19 protein-coding genes are annotated in these 20,187 nt (G+C 61.8%); 11 read left to right on the top strand and 8 right to left on the bottom strand.

The genetic code is table 11. From position 1 onward, the window contains the following. Positions 1-18 precede the first annotated feature (18 nt). Genes BM300_RS18545 through BM300_RS18565 form a run of 5 tightly spaced genes read right to left on the bottom strand, consistent with a single transcriptional unit; the run spans position 19 to position 5,570 of the window. A complete protein-coding gene (locus BM300_RS18545) occupies positions 19-915 on the bottom strand; it encodes an AraC family transcriptional regulator (protein WP_092463528.1) in 897 nt (298 codons plus the stop codon). A 32-nt stretch (positions 916-947) separates the two neighbouring features. Then, positions 948-1,415 carry a response regulator gene (locus BM300_RS18550; RefSeq protein WP_018610463.1) on the bottom strand — a complete coding sequence of 156 codons (468 nt, stop codon included), beginning with the start codon at positions 1,413-1,415 and terminating at the stop codon, positions 948-950. Beyond that, positions 1,412-3,724, bottom strand: a complete 2,313-nt coding sequence (locus tag BM300_RS18555) for an ATP-binding protein (protein ID WP_170862073.1) — start codon at positions 3,722-3,724, stop codon at positions 1,412-1,414. Before BM300_RS18555 ends, BM300_RS18550 begins: the two co-directional genes overlap by 4 nt. After that, entirely contained in the window at positions 3,721-4,389 is a 669-nt protein-coding gene (locus BM300_RS18560) for a response regulator (RefSeq protein ID WP_092463531.1), read from the bottom strand. The genes BM300_RS18555 and BM300_RS18560 overlap by 4 nt, the downstream gene beginning before the upstream one ends. Beyond that, a complete protein-coding gene (locus BM300_RS18565) occupies positions 4,386-5,570 on the bottom strand; it encodes a sensor histidine kinase (protein WP_092143270.1) in 1,185 nt (394 codons plus the stop codon). Before BM300_RS18565 ends, BM300_RS18560 begins: the two co-directional genes overlap by 4 nt. Positions 5,571-5,743: 173 nt before the next feature. Between BM300_RS18565 and BM300_RS18570 the strand changes: the two genes are divergently transcribed. The 4 genes from BM300_RS18570 to BM300_RS18585 all read left to right on the top strand — a co-directional run bounded on the left by BM300_RS18570 (position 5,744) and on the right by BM300_RS18585 (position 10,399). Next, positions 5,744-6,265, top strand: coding sequence for an SgcJ/EcaC family oxidoreductase (locus BM300_RS18570; protein WP_014338290.1), 522 nt, complete (start codon positions 5,744-5,746; stop codon positions 6,263-6,265). Between the two features lie 189 nt (positions 6,266-6,454). After that, a complete protein-coding gene (locus BM300_RS18575) occupies positions 6,455-6,964 on the top strand; it encodes a sigma-70 family RNA polymerase sigma factor (protein ID WP_063321215.1) in 510 nt (169 codons plus the stop codon). Continuing rightward, positions 6,964-7,908 (top strand): FecR domain-containing protein, encoded by a 945-nt coding sequence (locus BM300_RS18580; protein ID WP_092143276.1) that lies wholly within the window; start codon positions 6,964-6,966, stop codon positions 7,906-7,908. The genes BM300_RS18575 and BM300_RS18580 overlap by 1 nt, the downstream gene beginning before the upstream one ends. 67 nt (positions 7,909-7,975) lie before the next feature. Beyond that, a complete protein-coding gene (locus tag BM300_RS18585) occupies positions 7,976-10,399 on the top strand; it encodes a TonB-dependent receptor (RefSeq protein WP_092463533.1) in 2,424 nt (807 codons plus the stop codon). Between the two features lie 36 nt (positions 10,400-10,435). Here the strand turns inward: BM300_RS18585 and BM300_RS18590 are convergent, their stop codons facing one another. The 3 genes from BM300_RS18590 to BM300_RS18600 form a co-directional block, all read right to left on the bottom strand. Next, positions 10,436-10,837 (bottom strand): hypothetical protein, encoded by a 402-nt coding sequence (locus BM300_RS18590; protein WP_083569150.1) that lies wholly within the window; start codon positions 10,835-10,837, stop codon positions 10,436-10,438. A gap of 531 nt (positions 10,838-11,368) precedes the next feature. Then, positions 11,369-11,848 (bottom strand): nuclear transport factor 2 family protein, encoded by a 480-nt coding sequence (locus tag BM300_RS18595; RefSeq protein ID WP_046062452.1) that lies wholly within the window; start codon positions 11,846-11,848, stop codon positions 11,369-11,371. Between the two features lie 45 nt (positions 11,849-11,893). Then, positions 11,894-12,457: a TetR/AcrR family transcriptional regulator gene (locus tag BM300_RS18600; protein WP_092224240.1), complete on the bottom strand. Its 564-nt coding sequence runs from the start codon at positions 12,455-12,457 to the stop codon at positions 11,894-11,896. Between the two features lie 121 nt (positions 12,458-12,578). Here BM300_RS18600 and pssA point away from each other — a divergent pair, with 121 nt between their 5' ends. From pssA to BM300_RS18635, 7 genes are all read left to right on the top strand, one after another. Beyond that, positions 12,579-13,922 carry a CDP-diacylglycerol--serine O-phosphatidyltransferase gene (pssA, locus tag BM300_RS18605; protein WP_092224242.1) on the top strand — a complete coding sequence of 448 codons (1,344 nt, stop codon included), beginning with the start codon at positions 12,579-12,581 and terminating at the stop codon, positions 13,920-13,922. An 11-nt stretch (positions 13,923-13,933) separates the two neighbouring features. After that, entirely contained in the window at positions 13,934-14,950 is a 1,017-nt protein-coding gene (locus tag BM300_RS18610; protein WP_092463540.1) for an AraC family transcriptional regulator, read from the top strand. Between the two features lie 162 nt (positions 14,951-15,112). Then, on the top strand, positions 15,113-16,084 hold the full coding sequence (locus BM300_RS18615; RefSeq protein WP_092463535.1) for an NAD-dependent epimerase: 972 nt from the start codon (positions 15,113-15,115) through the stop codon (positions 16,082-16,084). A gap of 33 nt (positions 16,085-16,117) precedes the next feature. Further along, the gene (locus BM300_RS18620) at positions 16,118-16,861 is read left to right on the top strand and encodes a glycosyltransferase family 2 protein (protein WP_092346449.1); all 744 of its coding nucleotides are present in this window, start codon (positions 16,118-16,120) and stop codon (positions 16,859-16,861) included. Positions 16,862-16,863: 2 nt separating this feature from the next. Then, a complete protein-coding gene (locus tag BM300_RS18625; RefSeq protein WP_063321222.1) occupies positions 16,864-17,157 on the top strand; it encodes a lipid-A-disaccharide synthase N-terminal domain-containing protein in 294 nt (97 codons plus the stop codon). A gap of 67 nt (positions 17,158-17,224) precedes the next feature. After that, positions 17,225-18,682 carry an ArnT family glycosyltransferase gene (locus tag BM300_RS18630; protein WP_170862074.1) on the top strand — a complete coding sequence of 486 codons (1,458 nt, stop codon included), beginning with the start codon at positions 17,225-17,227 and terminating at the stop codon, positions 18,680-18,682. A gap of 308 nt (positions 18,683-18,990) precedes the next feature. Further along, positions 18,991-20,160: an IS4 family transposase gene (locus tag BM300_RS18635; RefSeq protein WP_092462707.1), complete on the top strand. Its 1,170-nt coding sequence runs from the start codon at positions 18,991-18,993 to the stop codon at positions 20,158-20,160. Positions 20,161-20,187: the final 27 nt, after the last annotated feature.

Here is a 20,187-nt window from a genome sequence, read left to right on the forward strand (position 1 = left end):
GACATGGTTGTGTGGTCCTTACTTGCGGTAATGACTTGGCGCCACACCCACTTCGCGGCGGAATACCTGGGAGAAGTGACTGGCGCTGCCATAGCCGACCTCCAAGCCGATATCGATGACGCTGCGCTCGGTTTCCAGCAGCAGTTGCCGGGCCCGGGCCATTCTCAGTTGGATGAAGTATTGCGAAGGTGAACGCCCGGTGGCGCGTTTGAACAGGCGGCTGAAGTGGTATTCGCTCATACCGATGGCTTGGGCCAGATCACCGAGGCTGAAGGGTTCGGCCAGGTGTCGTTCCATCAACTGGGTCACCCGCTTGAGCTTGAAAGCGGGCAGGGCGTTACGTCCGGACATGTCGTCGGCACTGGCATCCAGATAATGCCGCGCCAGGTGCACCGCTACGCACTGAGCCACGCCCTGGATCAGCAAGGCACTGGTTTCACCGCGCCGGGTCAATTCCGCCCGAATCTGTTCGAGCAAGGCCGAAAGTGCTTCATCCCGCCCGCCAGAGACTTCCCGCAGCTGGATCGCGCCGCTGCCGCCGGCTTCGGCAAGGGCGCGTTCCAGCAATGCCAACCCCAGGTACAGATGCATGACCACAAACGGCTCGCGACTGGTCACTTGCCAGCGCATCTCATAAGGAACCGGGGATGTGGTCAGGAAAAAATCTCCGCTGCCCACGGTATTCGCTTCCCACGCCTCGTCGGCAACGCGCTCCTCGACGATGGCTTCCCCGGACAGCACCCAGACGAGCAACGGTTCGGCCACTGCCGGCACGACGATGTGTGCTTCGCTGCGCTCACGGACGAAGATCTCGACCAGAATCTCCTTGGCCGATACGCCGTCGGACGTCGCCAGGCGCTCGCCGCGAATGTGTGCCTGCAGGCCGGTTGCCGATGTTCGTTCAGTGACTTCCATGCTTCGCATGCCTCGATGGAACGGCCGCCAGGTCAAGCCGGGCCGGCAGCAGGACGGTGCTGGCGCAACAGTTCGATCTGCTGGGACGGGATCAACTCGCGCAACGCCTTATAGAGCGCGCGAGTTTCGAGCAGGTTCCAGATGCGCAACATGGTTTCCAGCGCGTCCAAGGGTTTGCTGATGAAGTCCCGGGCGCCGAGGGCCAGGGCCCGCAGGCGCGTGTCTCGGGTCGCGTCGGCAGTCAGCACCAGGATCGGCAGGTAATCATTGGCCGGAATGCGCCGATTGAGTTGCTCCAGCACGGCAAAGCCGTCGAACGCCGGCATGTGCAGGTCGAGGATGACCAGGTCCGGCTCGAAACTGTTGAACAGGTCGAGCGTGCGCAAAGGTTCGGTGCTGCTCAGCACGTTGTGCAACCCTTCGCGGGCCAGCAGTTGCTCCATCAGGTCCAGGTTGGGGCGCTGATCGTCGACGATCAGGATGCGCAAGTCGCGATTCATGCGGGCTCCGGTAGATAGTGCTCGAGGTGGCCCAGGAAGGCCTGGATATGAATAGGTTTGGTCAGGATCGCCGTGGCGCCGGCGTCACGCAGGGCGCGGTGGGTCAGGTCGCTGGCATCGGCGGTGATCATCAGCACGGGCGTGGCGGCGGTGGCCGGGGACTGGCGCAGGCGGCGCAAGACTTCCAGGCCTTCGAGGTCAGGCAGGCTGACGTCCAGCAGGATCAGTTGCGGGCTGTGCTGGCGAGCGAGGTCCAGGCCCATCTGGCCTTGCATGCTCGACAACAACTGGATGCCAGGGCGGCGTTGCATCAGGGTTTCGATCAGCGCCAGGCTCGACAGGTTGTCTTCGATGCACAGGACTTTGCCGTGATAGTCCAGAGGCGAACGCGTCACCGCCAGGGCGGCGATGGGTGGCAAATGCGCGCCAACTACCTGGGTGCCGGGCAGTTGCAGGGTGAAACAGCAGCCGTGTCCGGGCTCGCTGTGGACCTGCAGGTTACCTTGCATCATTTCCAGCAGGCTCTTGCTCAACGACAACCCCAAGCCAGTGCCCTCGACCTGGGGATCGGCACCCAGGCGTTCGAAGGGCTTGAACAGTTGGTCCAGCTGTTCCGGGGCAATGCCATGCCCCGTGTCGTTGACGGCGATGCTCACCTGATGGGCCTGGACGCTGACTTCGATGCGCACCTCACCACCGGGCCGGTTGTACTTGATGGCGTTGGACAGCAGGTTGAGCAGTACCTGCACCAGGCGCTGGCGGTCCGCGAGCACGCCGCTGTCGTCGGGCAGCGCTGGCAGCTCGGCCAAGTGGATCCCAGCGTCGGCGGCCATCGGTGAAACCAAGGTCAGGGCTTCGTGCAGCACCGTCGACAGGGCGATCGGCTCGATGTTCAGCGGCAGGCGCCCGGCCTCGATCCGGGCAATGTCCAGCACCTCGTTGATCAGCGCCAGCAAGTGCTGGCCGGCCCGCAGGATATGACTGACCTGGGGGCGTTGGCCAGCCGTGGAGTCCATGTCCAGCAATTGAGCAAAACCGAGGATGGCGTTCAGTGGCGTACGCAGCTCATGGCTCATGCGCGAGAGAAACTCGCTCTTGGCCCGGCTGGCGCTTTCGGCTTCTTCGCGGGCGGTACGCAGGGCGATCTCGGCAGCGCGTCGGTCGGTGATATCGCGGGTGATCTTGGAAAAACCGCGCAAGGCGCCGGTGCCATCGTATTGGGCGGTGATGACCACGCTGGCCCAGAAGCGGCTGCCGTCCTTGCGGCAACGCCAGCCTTCTTCCATGTAATGACCGTCGCGGGTGGCTTCGCGCAAGGCCATGTCCGGGTGCGCCGGGCATTCCTCGGCCAGGTAGAACAGGGAAAAATGGCGGCCGAGGATTTCCTGCTCGGTGTAGCCCTTGATCCGCTGCGCGCCGGCGTTCCAGGTGGTGACGTAGCCTTGGGCATTCAGAGCGAAGATCCCATAGTCCTTCACGCCATCGATGATCAGCCGCAAGCGCTCCTCGTTGTCGCGCAGGGCCCGCTCGCGTTCGGCGAGCAACTGCCCGGCCTCCACCAGGCGCGTGCCGAGCTGGCCTATTTCGTCCTGCTCCGGCGGTTGCGGCAACAAGGGCTGGCCCAATGCCAGGCGCTGCGCGTTGCCTTGCACCTGCTGGACGCGGGCGACAATGCCCTTGGACAGGAACAACACCGCGACAATCGCCCCCAGCAGCCCGCACACCGCCGCCAGCAAGGTAGCGAACAACAGGCGCATGCGCGTGGCCGAGGCGGCGGCGCTGCGGTCGGCGAGCAGGGCGTCCTCGCGGATGCGCATGGCGCTGATCTGCTCGCGCAGCACATCCAGCACCTGTTTGTTTTCGATCAGGATCGCGGTGATGGCCTCGGGGTCGTCGCGCTTGCCGTTGCGCAACGCGAGCAGACCGTCGAGCTTGTCGGCGATCAGCGGGGTGATGGTCTTGAGGTGTTCACGCATCCTGGCATCGCGAATGTTGTGGTCCAGGCGCTGCAACGCCGCGTGGATCAGCGGCGTGGCCTGTTCGTAGCTGGGCAGGAAATCTTCGCGCCGGGTCAGCAGGTAACCGCGCACGCTGGCCGCTGCCTCGGCCAACAGGGTGTGGACTGTCTGGATATCTCCCTGGACCAGCAGCACCCGGCGCACGTCCTCTTCGGCCCGTGCGGTCTGGCGTTCGGTGATATAGATCAGCACCAGCGACAACAGCAGGACCACCAGGGGCAGGGAAATCACCACCAGGGCCTTGCCTCGCAAGGGCAGGTCGGCCCAGCGGCGGGCGGCGAGAAACCTCATGGCCATTGCCCGGAGGGTTGCGCCACCAGGCCCAGGGCAACGCCGCGCACGGCGGCCTGGGTCCGGTCGGCGGCGCCCAGTTTGCCGATGACTCGCTCTACGTGGGCCTTGGCCGTGCCGGGCGCGATACCCAGCTTTTCGCCGATTTCACGGTTGCTGAAACCGCCGGCCACCAGACCCAGGACCTGGCGTTCTCGGGCGGTCAGGGCCTGGACTTGAGTGGCGCCATTGGCACCGCGCTCGGCCATGCGGCGCAGCAGGCGCGCGCTGACCGAACTGTTCAACGCCTCTTCGCCCTGGGCGACCCGTTTGAGGGCCTCGAGCACTTCATCGCGGCTGGCGTCCTTGAGCAGATAGCCGGCCGCGCCCGCACCGATGGCGGCTTCGAGGTGGTCTGGGCTGTCATCCATGGTGAAGATCACGACTTTGATTCCGGGCTGGCGCTGTTGCAGGATCCGCGCCGCGCCCAGGCCGTTGAGGACGGGCATGCGGATGTCGAGAATCGCGATGTCCGGCTGTAGCCGCTCGCACAGGTCGAGGGCTTCCTGGCCGTCGCGGGCCTGGCCGACGACCTCGAATCCCGGGTTGCCGGCGAGCATGCTGATAAACCCGGTGCGGGTGACTTCGTGGTCATCGGCCAGCAGCAGGCGCAAGGGTGGGGTCATGGGTGTCCTCCGTGGGCCGGTAGCGGCACGCTGGCCAGCAGTCGGGTGCCGCCGCCGGGCTGGCTGCAACAGCTCAAGTGGCCGTCCAGCAAGTGCGCGCGTTCCTGCATGGCGGCCAGTCCCAGATGGCAACTGCCATTGGTTTCGATGGGTTGCTCCAGGGCAAAGCCACGGCCGTCGTCCTCCACGCGCAGGCAAGCGTGGCCGTCTTCTACCGCCAACCCCAAACACACGTGGCTGGCCTGGGCGTGCTTGAGGATGTTGTTGATGCCTTCCTGGGCAATGCGAAACAAGGCGATCTCCGTGTGGCCCGGCAGGCGCGCGGTGCTGTGTTCGACCCAGGTCACCGTCAGGTCCGCGTCACGCAGGCGGTCGGCTTCCTTGTCGACGGCTTTGTACAGGCCGAAATCATCCAGCACGTGGGGGCGCAGGCCACCGATCAACTGCCGGCCCTCGCCAACGCAGCCTTGGGCCAGGTCGAGGATGCTTTGCAGCTCGTTGGCCAGTGCAGGCGGTAGCGACGGGCAGCGACCGGCGAAGCCCTGCAAGCGCTGATGCAAACCGGCGAGGTTCTGCGCCAGGCCGTCGTGCAGGTCGTAGGCCACGCGCTTGCGTTCGTCTTCCTGGGCGCTGAACAGGCGGTGGACCAACTCGGACATGGTCCGCTCGCGGGCCTGGAGTGCTTCGAGCAGACGGCTGTTCTCCAAGTGCGCCGCCAACAGCGTTGCCAGCAATTGCAGCGATTCGATGTCTTCGTTGTCCGGCGCGCCGAGGGCCACGCTGTTACCCAGCAACAACGCCCCGAACGCTATACCGTCGGAGGCCCGCAACGGCACCCGCAAGACCTGGGGCAGGGCGCTGCCGGGCGACTCCAGCCATTGTGGGCCGGGCGTTTGTGGCCGGGCCAGGTTGGCGAGCAGCTCGAGTCGCTCCGCGCTGCCGTGGCTGGCGAGGGTGCGCAACGGGTGGTCCGGTGCCCACTCCAGCAGCAGGCCATGGTCCATGGCCATGAACGCGCACGCCCGTTGCAGCGCACGCTGGCGCATGGCCGACAGGGGCAGTTGCGTCAGTTCATGGCCGGTGCCCAGCAGCAGGCCCAGGCGTGCGGCGCGGCTTTGCGACTGGCGATATTGGCTGCGGATGGCCAGGGCGCTGCCGGGGTCATGGGGTGGGCTTTGCATGGGGAACTCCAGCGTGGAAGAGGACCGGTCCGGTTCGCGGTGGCGTCATTAGAACGTGTCACCGGCACCGGGCCTATCTGCCGAACGGCATAGGCGATTGGCACCGGTTGGCCGATGGCGAAGGTAGGGAAGGCCGGCAAAGTGGAGCCATTGAAACCCAAAGGAACGCTTTGATGAAAATGAAAACCTGCGCCATTGCTGCTTTATTCCTGCTGGCCGCACCGCTTGTCCAGGCGCTTGAGGCTACGCCTTATGTGTATCGCACGGTGGCCGAGCAGCCCAAGAATGTGAATGACCGTGAGATCGCGGCCCTGTTCGACCGCTGGAACGCCGCGCTGCAAACCGGTAGCGCCACAGCCGTGACCGGCCTCTACGCCCCGGATGCGATTTTGCAACCGACTGTTTCCAACAAGGTGCGCAACACACCGGCGCAGATCCAGGATTACTTCGAGCATTTCCTGGCCGGCAAACCGGTCGGGCAAATCAACTACCGGGAGATCCGCCATCTGGGCCCCGATGCGGCGATGGACAGTGGTGTCTATACCTTCACGCTCACCCAGGCCGACGGTTCCAAGCGCGAGGTCCAGGCGCGCTACACCTTCCTCTATGAGCGCCTCGATGGCCAGTGGAAGATCATCAACCATCACTCATCGGCCATGCCCGAGGTGGCGAAGACCTTGCACGCCAGTCACTGATCGCACTGCTCGCTCCCACAGGTTTCCAAATCTGCCCTGTGGCGAGGGAGCTTGCTCCCGCTGGGCTGCGTAGCACCCCCCAATCAATCCCATCCCCTGTTTAGACACACTTTGTATAAAGAGCTTGGATTAACGCGCGAACATTAATTAGAATCAGTCTCATTTAAGACTTTGCGCAGGCTTCTGGACATGTGTGATGCAGTTACGCCGACGGAGCATTCCCTCCATGCGTTGTACCGTGACCACGGTAGTTGGCTGGAAGGCTGGCTGCGACGGCGCATGGGCAATGCCTGGGATGCGGCGGACCTGCGCCAGGATACTTTCCTGCGGGTGCTTTCCAGTTCCCAGACATTGGCTGACCTGCAAGAACCCCGGGCTTATCTGCTGACCGTTGGCAAACGTCTGCTGAGCAATTTCTACACCCGGCGCAGTCTGGAACAGGCGTATCTCGACGCCCTGGCGAGCCTGCCCGAAGCCTGCGCACCGTCGCCAGAGCAACGCTGGCTGCTGCTGGAAACCCTGCAAGCCCTGGACGAACTGCTCGATGGCCTGCCGCCCCTGGTGCGGCGGGCTTTTCTCTGGAGCCAACTTGAAGGCCTGGGTTATCGCGAGATCGCCGAACGCCTGCACGTGTCCGAACGCACCGTGAAACGCTACATGGCCCAGGCCTATGAGCATTGCCTGTTGGTGGACTTCTGATGCGCTCGGCCCCTTCACCCGAAGCCCGCGAAGCGGCGCGGGCGGCGGCTCGCTGGTTGACCCTGATGGAGTTCGACGCAGATGCGTTCGACTCGGCGGCCCTGCAACGCTGGCGCGACAGCAGCGCTCATCATGAGGCGGCCTGGCAGAAGGCCCAGCGATTGCGCCAGCGCTTTGCCGGGGTGCCCGCGTCCCTGGGCATGGCAACGCTGGACCGCCCAGTGCTGGCTCGGCGCGAGGCGCTCAAACGCGCATTGGGCGTCGCGGCATTGGTCCCGACCGCTTGGTTGCTGGGGCGAGAGCTGCCATTGGAGGCCTGGCGCGCTGATTTGCACACCGCCACGGGCGAGCAACGGCGCTGGTCGCTGGTCGATGGCAGTGCGCTGCAACTGAACACCGACAGCGCCGTTGACCTGGACCTCAAGACGCATCGCCTGGTGCTGTTGCGCGGCGAAATCGCCCTCACGCTCGCCGGGCGCACGCCGCTGTCCGTTCAATCACCCTACGGACTCATCACCGTCGGTCGTGGCGAAATCTGTGTGCACCTGGGCGAACGCGATTGCCGGGTGTCGGTGGTCAGCGGCTCGGCACAACTGCAACCCTTGCGCGGGCCATTGCTGAGCCTGGAAGCAGGCCAGCAGGTCAACATCCAGGACTCGGGCGCGGGGCCAGTGAAGGCGTTCGACGTGGCACAGCTGGGTTGGCGTGACGGCGTATTGGTTGCGCAGGACCAGCCACTGGGGCATTTCCTGCGGGAACTGAGCCGCTATCGCCCCGGGGTGTTGCGTTGGGACGAAACCCTGGAACCCCTGCGAATCACAGGCAGCTTCCGCCTGGACAATACCGACCGAATCCTCACGCTGCTTGCGGCCAGCCTACCGCTGGACGTGCACATGCGCACTCGCTACTGGGTCACGTTGACACTTCGCAAAAATATGGCCTGAGGCCTGTCCCCTTTTTTTGTCTCGCTTGTCATTCAAGGCAACTGAACAAAAATGAGAGCGCTTTCCAATGTCCGCAGTTGCACCTTTGCTTTTGCGCCCGGCCTTTGCCGGCTGGCGTCCGCTGTTGAACCTGAGCCTCATGCTGAGTTTGAGCGCCAGTCCATTCTTTATCTCATCGAGCCTGGCCGAAGACGCCGACCGGCGCAGCTACCAGGTGCCGGCTGGCAGCCTCGGCGCGGCGTTGACCCGGTTTGCCGGGCTGGCGGGCGTCAACCTGTCGGTGGATCCGGCCCTGGTGAGTGGTCGCAACAGCGCCGGCCTTTCGGGTGAGTTCGGGGTTGAGGAGGGGTTTGCCCGGCTGTTGTCGGGCTCGGGCCTGCAATTGCAAGCGGTGGGTGAGCAGGCCTATATCCTGACGCCGGCACCGGAACGCGGCAGCCTGCAACTGGCACCCACCTCGATTCTCGGCGCCACGGCGTCGACGGACAGCCCGGTGTATGCCGGTGGCCAGGTTGCTCGTCGCGGTTCGCAAGGCTTGCTGGGCTCGCGGGACTTCATGGAAACGCCGTTCAGCATGACCACCTATACCAGCGCGGTGGTCAAGAACCAGCAGGCGCGTACCTTGGGCGACCTGATCGCCAGCGACCCCTCTGTCCGCGCCACCAACCCGGCGGGCGGGCGCTACGAGCAGTTCACCATTCGTGGTTTCAGCCTGTTCAACAGTGATGTGGCGTACAACGGTCTCTACGGCATCTTGCCGACCTACACCATCGACATGGAGATGGCCGAACGCGTCGATATCCTCAAGGGCCCGAGCCAGCTCATCAACGGTATCTCGCCGCGGGGCAGCGTGGGGGGCGGGATCAATGTGGTGCCCAAGCGTGCCACCGACAAGCCCATCACCTCGTTCACCGGCAGCTATGCCTCCAACAACCAGCTTGGCGGTGCCGTGGATGTCGGTCGGCGTTTTGGTGAGGATGACAAGTTCGGTATCCGTTTCAATGGCGTGAAGCAGGCGGGCGATACCGAATGGGATCACCAGAGCGTGGACCGCGAGATGGCGGTGCTGGGCCTGGATTTTCGCGGTGAGCGCCTGCGACTGTCGACGGACATCGGCCACACCGAGCGTAACACCGACGCGCCCCAGGAGCGCGTGCAGGTTGCCGCCGACGCGCCAGTGCCGCATGCCAGCGATGTAGATCGCAACTACGCGCAGCCTTGGAGCAAGGCGCGTACCAAAGATACCTTCGGCGCGGTGAATGCCGAATTCGATGTCAACGACTCCGTCATGCTGTACGGCGGCGTGGGGGCGCGCAAAAGTAATCATGAGTTCCTTCGGCATGCCGTTTCGGTCCTCAATGAGGCTGGAGATTTCCGCGTTCAACCCCGGGATTTCACCCGCGAGGAGAATGTCCGGACGGCCAATGCCGGGGTGCGTAACTGGTTCCATACCGGCCCCGTGAGCCATGAGGTCAACCTGGCCGCCAGCTATTTCTACATGGACTTCACCAATGGCGGCGCCCGATATGGTCAGTCCAACAGCAATCTGTATGACCCAGTGGAAACACCGACTCCGAGTGTAATCACCCGGCCTGATCCCAAGGTCTATACCGAGAACCACTTCAGTGGAGTGGCGTTGTCGGACACCTTGGGCTTTTTCGATGACCGGCTGCTGTTGACCCTTGGTGCCCGCTGGCAGCGAGTAGAAGTTGACGACTGGTCGGATGGCGTCAAAGGCCGTACTGCCTACGACGAAGAAAAGGTTTCGCCGTCGGGCGGCATCTTGTTCAAGGCGACCGACAAGCTGTCGTTGTATGCCAACTACATGGAAGGCCTGAGCCAGGGCAAGATCGCGCCGTCGACATCGGTGAACGAGGACGAGATTTTCCCGCCATTCATCAGCCGTCAGGTCGAGGTGGGCGCCAAGTATGATGCCGGTCCGTTCGCCGTCACCGCCGCCCTGTTCCGGATCAAGCAGCCGGCCTATGCGACCGACGCGACGACGCGTGTCTTCGGCCCGAACGGCAAGCGAGAAAACACCGGCGTGGAGTTGAGTGTGTTTGGCGAACCGCTGAAGGGAACCCGTTTGCTCGGCGGCGTGATGTACATCGACAGCGAACTGACCCATACCACCAACGGCACTTTCGACGGCAACCGCGCACCGGCCACGCCGAAGTACAACGTCAACCTCGGCGCCGAGTGGGACGTGCCGACGCTACAGGGCCTGACCCTGACCAGCCGTGGCATCTATTCCAGCTCGCAGTACCTGGACCAGTCCAACACCAAGGAAATCGATTCCTGGGAACGTTTCGACGTGGGCGCCCGCTATGCATTCAAGGTCGACGAAAAACACATCACCCTGCGGGCCAATATCGAAAACGTGGCAGACAAGCGCTATTGGAGTTCGGCCGGCGCGTCGGATGACAGTGAGCCTGGCTTGACGCTGTCGACCCCGCGCACCTATCTGCTTTCCGCAACCGTGGATTTCTAGGCCGAGGTGCCGCTCCAGGGAAGGAGCCGCCTGGGTTCAGATGTCGCGAAACAGATCGTGGGCATCCAGCAACCGCCAGGCGATCTCGGGGCGTTTTTCCAGACCGCGGCGAATGGCGGCGGGGATTGACTGGCGAATTTTCCGGCACAGGCCGGGCTGCTCCTGGAATTCGATGGCAATGCCGCGCATGGTCCGCACTTCGTTATAGCCGGGCTCGACGCTCAAGCGGATCCCCAGGTTCTCGTACAGGCGTTGCTGCAGGCGCTGGAGTTCGTCGAGGCTCTGGATGTTCTCCAAACGTTCAAGCAGGCGTTTTTCTTCCTGGCGATTCAGGCAAAGGATGCGCAGGTCGCTGCCAGGCGCTTGCAGCAAGGCATCACGGCCACAATCGCAGACGCCGGGCGGGCAGGGGGGACGGATCGGAATCGACGCGGTCATGGGCTCCACAAAAATCTGCTGCACAACGAAACAGCGAGCTTATCGCCGGCCCAGGCAATGTGATGCCTGGCGGCATGTGGGTCAAGCCTGTTGGAGGGGCCGCTTGTCTGGCGCTGCTGTGGGAGCTTGCTCGTGATAGCGGTGAGTCAGCCTGCACCTTTGTCGGACTTGCCACCGCCATCGCGAGCAAGCTCCCACAAGAGCTGATGGGTGCACGACCGCGAGAGCCAGGCCGGCTGTAAGGCCGCCTCGCGAGCAAGCTTTGCTCCCACAGATCTGATGGGTGTACGACCGGGGGAGCCAGGTCGGCTATAAGGCCGCCTCGGCGTGGACGTTGATCTCGGGCGCCCCGTTAACCACGCTGGCCGAACGCAGGCATTGTGCAGTGGGCATCCCGGCATGGATGCCGGGATAGCCGCGCTGGGCCATGGATGGCCCTTCGCGGCGGCCCACGGAGCAATGCCGGTCAGGGCGGAACCGCCAGCAGCCTTTACCGCAGAAATGGATATGTACTCAGTCCAGTCAAGAGCGTTACAACCCCAACTCAGACAACCCCGGATGATCGTCCGGCCGGCGGCCCAGCGGCCAGCGGAACTTGCGCTCGCTTTCCTTGATCGGCATGTCGTTGATGCAGGCATAACGGTTGTACATCAGGCCTTGTTCGTCGAACTCCCAGTTTTCGTTGCCGTAGGAGCGGAACCAGTTGCCCGAATCGTCGTGCCATTCGTAGGCATAGCGCACGGCGATGCGGTTATCGGTGAAGGCCCAGAGCTCCTTGATCAGCCGATAATCCAGTTCCTTGGCCCATTTGCGGGTCAGGAACGCCTTGGCTTCCTCGCGGTTATGGGCGAATTCGGCGCGGTTACGCCATTGAGTATCCAGCGTGTAGGCCAGGGATACTTTTTGTGGGTCACGAGAGTTCCAGCCGTCTTCGGCCAGGCGAACTTTCTCGATCGCCGATTCACGAGTGAACGGCGGCAACGGCGGGCGAACTTCGGAAGAGGCAGACATGGCGGATCTCCAGTGAATTGACGAATGGCACAAGGGTTCAACGGGTCAGGCGTGTAACAGTTTTTTCAGCAAGTCCTGGGCGTCGTCAGCCGCGCTGTGGTCGCCCATGACCAACGCCACGGTAATGGCGCCGTCAATCAGAATCAGGAGTTGGCGGGCCAATGCGTCCGGGTTCTGGACACCTTGTTCGACGCACAGCCGGGTGACGTAATCGAGCAACTTCTGTTTGTGCATCTTCGCCACCTGGCGGACCGGATCCTGTGGATCGCCTGTCTCGCCACTGGTGTTGATGAATGCACAGCCGCGAAAACCTTCGCTGTCGAACCAGCCCTTGAGCACGGTGAACAGGTTGAGCAGCCGTGCCGTCGGTGTCGGCGCCTTGTCCACTTCGCTGCTGAACCAGTGCATCCAGCGCTCGTCCCGCCGCCTGAGGGCGGCCACGATCAGGTCGTCCTTGTTGGCGAAGTAGCGATAGACACTTTTCCTGGAGACGCCGGCGGTTTTCACCAGAAGGTCCATGCCGGTGGCGGCGATGCCACTTTTATAGATCAACTTTTCGGCGACATCGAGGATGATGTCTCGTGTTTCATTACCAGTAATTTCGTTCATGAAACAAAAGTAGAATGATCGTTCTCCTTGGTCAAGTCTTTTTTTCTTGAGGACAGGAAGACCCAAACCCATCCATGGTGTAAGCTCATCCGTTCTTCGGAATCGACCTTTTGCGAGCCCTATGCCGTCGCTTTTCAAACGCTCCCTGCTGCCCAAGCTGCGCAGCTTTGCACTGACCGCCGACGCGGTGACCATCCTCGATGGCGCTGCCCAATTCCGCCGTTGCCTGCTGGAGAAAATCGCCCAGGCCACCCAGCGCATCTACATCGTCGCGCTGTACCTGCAACAGGACGAGGCCGGCCAGGAAATCCTCGATGCCCTGCATGCCGCCAAGGCCGCGCGTCCGGAACTGGATGTGGTCGTGGTGGTGGACTGGCTGCGGGCCCAGCGCGGGCTGATCGGCGCCAAGAAGCAGCCGGGCAACTCGGCGTGGTATCAGGAACAGACTCGCACCCATGCCAGCGAAGTGCCGATCTACGGCGTGCCGGTACAGACCCGCGAGCTGTTCGGCGTGCTGCACTTGAAAGGCTTCGTGATTGATGACTGTGTGCTCTACAGCGGCGCCAGCCTGAATAACGTCTACCTGCACAAGTTCGACAAATACCGCTACGACCGCTATCACCTGCTGCAGAACACGGCACTGGCCGATTCGATGCATCACCTGGTGCAGCACGGCCTGATCACCTCCAGGGCCGTGCACCGCCTGGACCTGCCGAACCTGCCCAGCACCCGCAGTTTGCGCAAGGACATCGGCGACCTGCGCAGTCGCCTCAAGTACGCGACCTATGACACCAGCGTTGGCAGCCTCGATAAGAGCGGCCTGTCGGTAAGCCCGTTGCTGGGGGTGGGCAAGAACAATCCGCTGAGCCGGGTGATCGGTGAGCTGATCGCCAGCAGTCGCCAGCAACTGACCATTTGCACACCGTATTTCAACCTGCCCCTGGCGGTGACCCGGGAGCTCAATCGCGCCCTGGCCCGGGGGGTCAAGATCGACATCATCGTCGGCGACAAGACCGCCAACGACTTCTACATTGCGCCAAGCGAGCCGTTCAAGATCATCGCGGCGCTGCCATACCTCTACGAAATCAGCTTGCGGCGCTTCGCCAAACGCCATCAGCGCGCTATCGACAGCGGCCAATTGAACCTGCACCTATGGCGTGATGGGGACAACACCTATCACCTCAAGGGCATGTGGATCGACGAGCGCTACACCTTGCTGACCGGCAACAACCTCAACCCACGGGCCTTTCGCCTGGACCTGGAAAATGCGCTGTTGCTGGACGACCCCAAGGGCGAGTTGCTGGCGCCGCGCCAGGCCGAGCTTGAACAGATCTACCGCCACACTCACCGGATCGAACGTTACCTGGACCTGGAAACCCTGCCGGATTACCCCGACGCCGTGGCCAGGTTCCTGAAACGGGTCAGCCGGGTGCGGATAGAACGGCTGCTTTACCGGATCCTGTGAACACCGGCGCCATGTCGAAAAAAGACACCATATCCATTCAGTTGGTGCGTGAGGCGCTGCTGCAAAGCTGCGCTCCCGGAGCGGCTACCGATGAGGTATTGAGCAAGGTGGGCATCGATCCCGCATTGCTCGACGACGCCCAGGCGCGGGTCCCGGCCCATGCCTATGCGCGGCTCTGGCGTTTGCTCGCCCGGCGCCTGGATGATGAGTTTTTTGGCATGGACCCGCGCAAGCTCAAGTCCGGCAGCCTGGCGTTTCTCTGCCAGTGCGCCATGGCCCAGCCGACGCTGGCGAGCGGCTTGACGGCGGGACTGGGTTTTCTGTCACTGATGCTCGAACACCTGCCGGCCCAGTGGGTGCGCCAGCAAAGCCTGGCGGAGATCGTGCTGCTGGAAGACGATCAGGAACCGCGCCGGGCCTTTACCTACTTCACCTACTGGATGATCGTCCATGGGGTGGCCTGCTGGTTGGCTGGGCGGCGCATTCCCATTCTTTCCGTCGAGCTGCGTTGCCCGGCGCCGGATTTCTGCGACGACTATCGGGTGATGTTTTCCCAGAACCTGCGTTTTGACCGGCCTCGCACCCGGATGATTTTCGCCGCCGAATGCCTCGACCTGCCGATCAGACGCAACGCTGATGAGCTCAAGCGCTTCCTGGCCCAGGCCCCGGCCAACATCCTGGTCAAATACCGCGACCCGCAAAGCCTGGCCAGCCGTATCCGGCACGACCTGCGGCAGTTGCCTGCCGAACAGTGGCCGGAAACCGAGGCCCTGGCCCAGCAGCTGTGCGTGTCCGCCTCCACCCTGCGTCGACGCCTGGCGGAGGAGGGCCAGACTTACCAAGGCCTCAAGGACAGCGTGCGCAAGGACCTGGCGATCACCTGGCTGGCCGAGCCTTCCATCAGTTTCGTCGAAATCGCCTCGCGCCTGGGTTTTGCCGATGCCAGCTCCTTCTACAAGGCGTTTCGCAAATGGTCCGGGTCCAACCCGGGGCATTATCGCAGCCTGATTCTCAACGACCCAGATTGACCCATCGGGTGGCCTCCAATCTTGTGCCTACCCAAGCTCCCACAGGGTTTTTCGCTACGCTCGTAAAACCGTCATTTTCTTCTGATACAAGCCTGTGCAAGCCCCGGAAAAGCCGGACCATCCATCAGGGTAATGTATGCAAATGACCGTTTTGGGCCGCGTATGAGAGTACTGGTCACCGGCGTCGCAGGGTTCATCGGATTTCATACCGCCAAGCGGCTGTGCAGCGATGGACATCAGGTCATTGGCATCGACAACCTCAACAGTTACTACAGCGTCGAGCTGAAACAGGCACGACTGGCTCAGTTGGCCGAATATCGCGATTTCCGCTTTCAGCTGCTGGATGTGGCAGACAAACAGGCACTGTTGGAGTTGTTTGCCGAACACGCCTTCGACCAAGTCGTCCACCTCGCGGCCCAAGCCGGTGTGCGCTATTCCATCGACAATCCGGACGTTTATGCGCAAAGCAACCTGGTAGGTTTCCTCGACATATTGGAAGCCTGCCGTGCCCATCGGCCGGCGCACCTGATTTTCGCCTCGAGCAGTTCGGTGTATGGCTTGAACGACCGCCTGCCGTACGCCACGACCGACCCTGTCGATCAGCCGGTGTCTTTCTATGCCGCTACCAAGCGCGCCAATGAGCTGATGGCTCACGCCTACTCGCATCTCTATGGCATTCCCACCACCGGCCTGCGGTTTTTTACCGTGTATGGGCCTTGGGGACGGCCCGACATGGCGCCCTTCAAATTCACCGATGCCATCCTCAACGGTCGCGCCATCGACGTTTACAACGACGGCGCGATGTCTCGCGATTTCACCTATATCGACGACATCGTCGAGGGCCTCGTGCGCCTGATTCCGCTGCCGCCGACCGATGAGACCGGCGTGCGCAACAAGGTCTACAACATCGGCTTCGGCTCACCGGTGAAGCTTTTGCAGTTTATCGAGTGCATTGAAGAAGCGCTGGGCATCCGCGCGATAAAGAATTTCTTGCCACTGCAATCGGGCGACGTGGTCGACACGTGGGCGGACACTCGTGAACTGGAGGCGCGGGTGGGGTTTCGCCCACAGGTCGCGGTGCCCGTCGGTGTGCAGTCGTTTGTCGATTGGTACCGCGACTATTACGCCGTCTAACCACTCATTTCCCAGCTTTTTTTCTGGAGCATCATGCACGAACCCCCTTATGTATCGGTCCTGATTCCAGCCAAGAACGAGGCAGGTAATCTCATTCCACTTCTTGAAGAAGTGCGCGCGGCGTTGGCCAATGAGAACTTTGAGGTCATCGTGGTGGACGATGGGAGCACCGACGCCACCGCCGCTGAGTTAAGCACCTTGCAAGGTAGCGGCTACCAGCAATTGCGGGTGCTTAGCCACACCCGCTCCCTCGGGCAGAGCACCTCGGTCTACCACGCCGCTGAAGTGGCACGCGGGCATTGGTTGGCAACCCTGGACGGCGACGGTCAGAACGACCCGGCCGATCTGCCGAAAATGCTCGACCTGGTGCGCGGCTCCGAAGGCACCCCCGCGGGCGTCAAGCTGGTGGCAGGGCATCGCGTCAACCGCCGGGACACGGCGAGCAAGCGTTGGGCCTCGCGATTTGCCAACAAATTGCGCGCCAGCCTGCTCAAGGACCAGACGCCCGATACCGGTTGCGGCATCAAGTTGATCGAGCGCGAGGCGTTTCTGCGCCTGCCGTATTTCGATCACATGCACCGTTTCATTCCGGCGCTGATCCGCCGTCACAACGGCCGGATGCTGGTTCATCCGGTCAATCACCGTGAGCGCGGGGCCGGGGTGTCCAATTACGGCAACCTGGACCGGGCGCTGGTGGGCATTGTCGATCTGTTCGGGGTGTGGTGGCTGATCAAACGCACCCGCCTGGACGTCAACGCACAAGAAACCGAGGTTTGAAAATGGGCAGAGAATCGTTGTGGTTGGCCGTTGGCTTCGGTGGTCAATTGGCATTCACCGGGCGTTTTGCCCTGCAATGGCTGTACAGCGAATACAAGAAGCGCAGCATGATTCCCGTTGGCTTCTGGTACCTGAGCATCGTCGGGAGCGCGCTGTTGCTGGCCTATGCCATCTACCGCGAAGACCCGGTGTTCATTGTCGGCCAGTCCTTCGGCTTTATCGTTTACCTGCGCAATTTGCAGTTGATCGCCAAGCATCATGAGCAGGAAAACCCCGAACTGGCCAAAAAGGGCTGAGACGGTGCGGATACGATTATCTTCCTCGCGGCTCGAGCTCCTGGCGTTTGTGGTATTGGCCTTGATCATGGTGGGCGCTGGCCTTGGCTGGCGCCAACCGATGAACGTCGATGAGGAGCGCTTCCTTGGCGTTGCCCTGGAGATGCTGCAGAACGGATCCTGGTTCATTCCCCATCGCGCCGGTGAAATCTACGCCGACAAACCGCCGCTGTTCATGTGGACGGTGGCGCTGTTCGTGCAACTGACCCACCTGCCCAAAGTTGCCCTGTACTTGCCCGCGCTGCTGGCAGGCGCCGTTACCACCGCGTGCCTGTATGACCTGGGCCGACGCTTGTGGGGGCGGCGCGTAGGGGGGATCGCGGCGCTCTTGTTTCTCGCGACCTACCAGACCTACAGCATCCTGCGCACCGGGCAGATCGATGGTTTCCTTGCGCTCTGGACCATCCTGGGGATCTATGGCTTGTGCCGGCACATGCTGCTCGGCCCGGCCTGGCGTTGGTACTACGTGGCGTGTGCGGCGATGGGGTTGGGGATCATCAGCAAAGGCGTGGGGTTTCTGCCGGTGCTATTGCTGATTCCCTACGCCTATGCACTGCGCAAAGGTTGGAAGGGGGTGGTGGCCATGCCTGGCCAGGCGGGACGCTGGTGGCTGGGGCTGCTCGTAGCATTGGTCGCCATCGCGTTATGGCTGGGGCCTTTGTTGATGATTGTCTCGCAGGGCAGTGCCGACAGCCTGGCATACGCCCAGGAAATCCTGTTCAAGCAGACTGCCGGGCGTTATGCCAACGCATGGGAGCACCGCGAGCCATTCTGGTATTTCTTCGTCCAGGTGATTCCGAAGTACTGGCTGCCGATTGTGTTCATGCTCCCCTGGCTGGTGCCGGCCTGGCGTAAACAACTGCTCAAGCACGACGGTCGGGTGTTGGTGCTGCTCGGTTGGGTACTGCTGGTGTTGGTGTTCTTTAGCCTGAGCAGCGGCAAGCGCAAGCTGTATATCTTTCCCGCGTTACCCGCGTTGATTCTGGTGGTGGCGCCGCTTGTGCCATGGATGCTGCGCCGCTGGTTTGGCGCGCGACCGAGGGGCAGGAGGGTTTTCAACGTATTGGCTGCGCTGTGGTTGTGTGCCTGGCTTGTACGCGGCTTCGTCGAGCCCCACAAGGAAGGCATCAACCCCCACCAGACCTTGATGCGCGATGTCGCGGGGATGACTTCAAATGCCGAGTTGGTACTCGTGGGTTGGCGTGAGGGCCATTGGCTGTTCGCCCGGCAACCCATCGTGCATTTCGGCTTTTATAACGGCAACGCCCTGGAACAATCCGCCACCTGGCTGCGCAGCCACCCCCGGGCCTTCGCCCTGGTCCCCGCCCGGGACCTGGCTCGCTGTTACGACCCGCAAAAGGCTCGCCGGGCCGGCGATACCTCTAGGGCCGAGTGGTTCCTGGTGGGGGCTGATGCGGATAACCAGCGCTGCCAGTCCCCGGCGCCGGAAAAGGTTTACTCATTCACATGGACGCATCCTTTGTAGTGGCTGAAAACTGCCCTGTGGCGAGGGAGCTTGCTCCCGCTGGGGCGCGGAGCGGCCCCAGAACCGGACAACCGGGTGTGTCAGGCTGATTGAGTTGGCTGCTTTGGGGCGGCTGCGCAGCCCAGCGGGAGCAAGATCCCTCGCCACAGGGGGGCTCGACAGGCAACACAAACCAGTCAAGCAACTTTCGATCGTTCCCACGCTCCTGGGTCACTAGTGTCCGGTAAAAACTGAAGGGGGAGCTTGCTCCCCCTTGCTGTGCCTGCGTCTTAAGCAATAATCAGGTTTTTCAGACTCGATTTTCGCCCATGTTCAGCAGCACGCGATTTGCACAAATGCTCCAGGCCCTTCCTCATCAGCTCTTCAAGGCAGCCGTCAAACGCTGTGGTGCTGATCGTTACGCTAAGCAGTTCACTTCCTGGGATCTACTTATCACGCTGATTTACGGTCAGCTTGTCCAAGCTAAAAGCTTGCGCACGTTGGCGACAGCTTCACAGTCGCTGGAACCCCATCGTTATCACCTAAACGCCAAGAACATGGTGCGTTCAACCCTTTGCGATGCCTTGAGTAAGCGCAGCTCTGAACCGTTTCGCCTGGCCTGCGAGCACCTGCTTCAAGGTGTTGGTCGCAAACAGCGCAAGTCGCTCGAAGCGATGATCACCTTGATCGATTCGACCTCAATCAGCCTGCGTGGACCCGGTTTTGACGAATGGACCACCGCGACGAAAACCCGCATAACTCAAGGCCTGAAGGTGCATGTGGCAATCGATCCACGGCAAACAGCCCCGACTTACGTGAACATCACCGCCGCCAACGTCAACGATCTGAGCGATGCCCTGACCATGCCTCTTGAAGCGGGTATGACATACGTTTTCGATAAGGGTTACTGCGACTACAACTGGTGGTACCAGATCGATCAGTTGGGCTCTTTCTTCGTCACACGGCTGAAAAAAAACGCCAACCTGAAGCAGGTAGAAAGCTTGAGAAAAGACGATGCACCGGAATTCATTGAGGCAGACGAATCGGTGCTGTTCGGTAAGAAATACCTGAACACTCGACGTCCGAATCACTATCAGGATCAGGCTGTGCGCCGGATTCAGGTTCGTCGAGACGACCATGAAACGCCACTGGTGCTGGTTACCAATGACTTCTCTCGCTCAGCTGAGGAGGTCGCTGATCTGTACAAACAACGTTGGCAGATCGAGTTGTTTTTCAAGTGGATCAAGCAAAACCTCAAGTTAAAACGATATTTCGGCTTCTCCGAAAATGCCGTTCGTCTGCAGATCTACAGCGCCTTGATTACCTACCTTTTGCTGCACCTTTATCAGCACCGCTCAGGATGTTCGGGGCCTATTTCAGACTTTGCTATTAGGCTGACCCACAGCTTGTTCGAACGCCCATTGAGCATCGAACGCCTTGAAGACCGAAGGCAGAAGCAAACAGAGCTGAAGGCTACCCAAGGTAACCTTCAGCTCTGAAAAGATTTTACCGGACACTAGTGACGC

This window comes from Pseudomonas sp. NFACC46-3, assembly GCF_900114515.1.
GTDB classification, from domain to species: domain Bacteria; phylum Pseudomonadota; class Gammaproteobacteria; order Pseudomonadales; family Pseudomonadaceae; genus Aquipseudomonas; species Aquipseudomonas fluorescens_Q.

Coding starts and splice junctions, on each gene's coding strand:
- BM300_RS18545 (WP_092463528.1), bottom strand. CDS start 915: ATGGAAGTCACTGAACGAACATCGGCAACCGGCCTGCAGGCACACATT.
- BM300_RS18550 (WP_018610463.1), bottom strand. CDS start 1,415: ATGAATCGCGACTTGCGCATCCTGATCGTCGACGATCAGCGCCCCAAC.
- BM300_RS18555 (WP_170862073.1), bottom strand. CDS start 3,724: ATGAGGTTTCTCGCCGCCCGCCGCTGGGCCGACCTGCCCTTGCGAGGC.
- BM300_RS18560 (WP_092463531.1), bottom strand. CDS start 4,389: ATGACCCCACCCTTGCGCCTGCTGCTGGCCGATGACCACGAAGTCACC.
- BM300_RS18565 (WP_092143270.1), bottom strand. CDS start 5,570: ATGCAAAGCCCACCCCATGACCCCGGCAGCGCCCTGGCCATCCGCAGC.
- BM300_RS18570 (WP_014338290.1), top strand. CDS start 5,744: ATGAAAATGAAAACCTGCGCCATTGCTGCTTTATTCCTGCTGGCCGCA.
- BM300_RS18575 (WP_063321215.1), top strand. CDS start 6,455: ATGTGTGATGCAGTTACGCCGACGGAGCATTCCCTCCATGCGTTGTAC.
- BM300_RS18580 (WP_092143276.1), top strand. CDS start 6,964: ATGCGCTCGGCCCCTTCACCCGAAGCCCGCGAAGCGGCGCGGGCGGCG.
- BM300_RS18585 (WP_092463533.1), top strand. CDS start 7,976: ATGTCCGCAGTTGCACCTTTGCTTTTGCGCCCGGCCTTTGCCGGCTGG.
- BM300_RS18590 (WP_083569150.1), bottom strand. CDS start 10,837: ATGACCGCGTCGATTCCGATCCGTCCCCCCTGCCCGCCCGGCGTCTGC.
- BM300_RS18595 (WP_046062452.1), bottom strand. CDS start 11,848: ATGTCTGCCTCTTCCGAAGTTCGCCCGCCGTTGCCGCCGTTCACTCGT.
- BM300_RS18600 (WP_092224240.1), bottom strand. CDS start 12,457: ATGAACGAAATTACTGGTAATGAAACACGAGACATCATCCTCGATGTC.
- pssA (WP_092224242.1), top strand. CDS start 12,579: ATGCCGTCGCTTTTCAAACGCTCCCTGCTGCCCAAGCTGCGCAGCTTT.
- BM300_RS18610 (WP_092463540.1), top strand. CDS start 13,934: ATGTCGAAAAAAGACACCATATCCATTCAGTTGGTGCGTGAGGCGCTG.
- BM300_RS18615 (WP_092463535.1), top strand. CDS start 15,113: ATGAGAGTACTGGTCACCGGCGTCGCAGGGTTCATCGGATTTCATACC.
- BM300_RS18620 (WP_092346449.1), top strand. CDS start 16,118: ATGCACGAACCCCCTTATGTATCGGTCCTGATTCCAGCCAAGAACGAG.
- BM300_RS18625 (WP_063321222.1), top strand. CDS start 16,864: ATGGGCAGAGAATCGTTGTGGTTGGCCGTTGGCTTCGGTGGTCAATTG.
- BM300_RS18630 (WP_170862074.1), top strand. CDS start 17,225: ATGGTGGGCGCTGGCCTTGGCTGGCGCCAACCGATGAACGTCGATGAG.
- BM300_RS18635 (WP_092462707.1), top strand. CDS start 18,991: ATGTTCAGCAGCACGCGATTTGCACAAATGCTCCAGGCCCTTCCTCAT.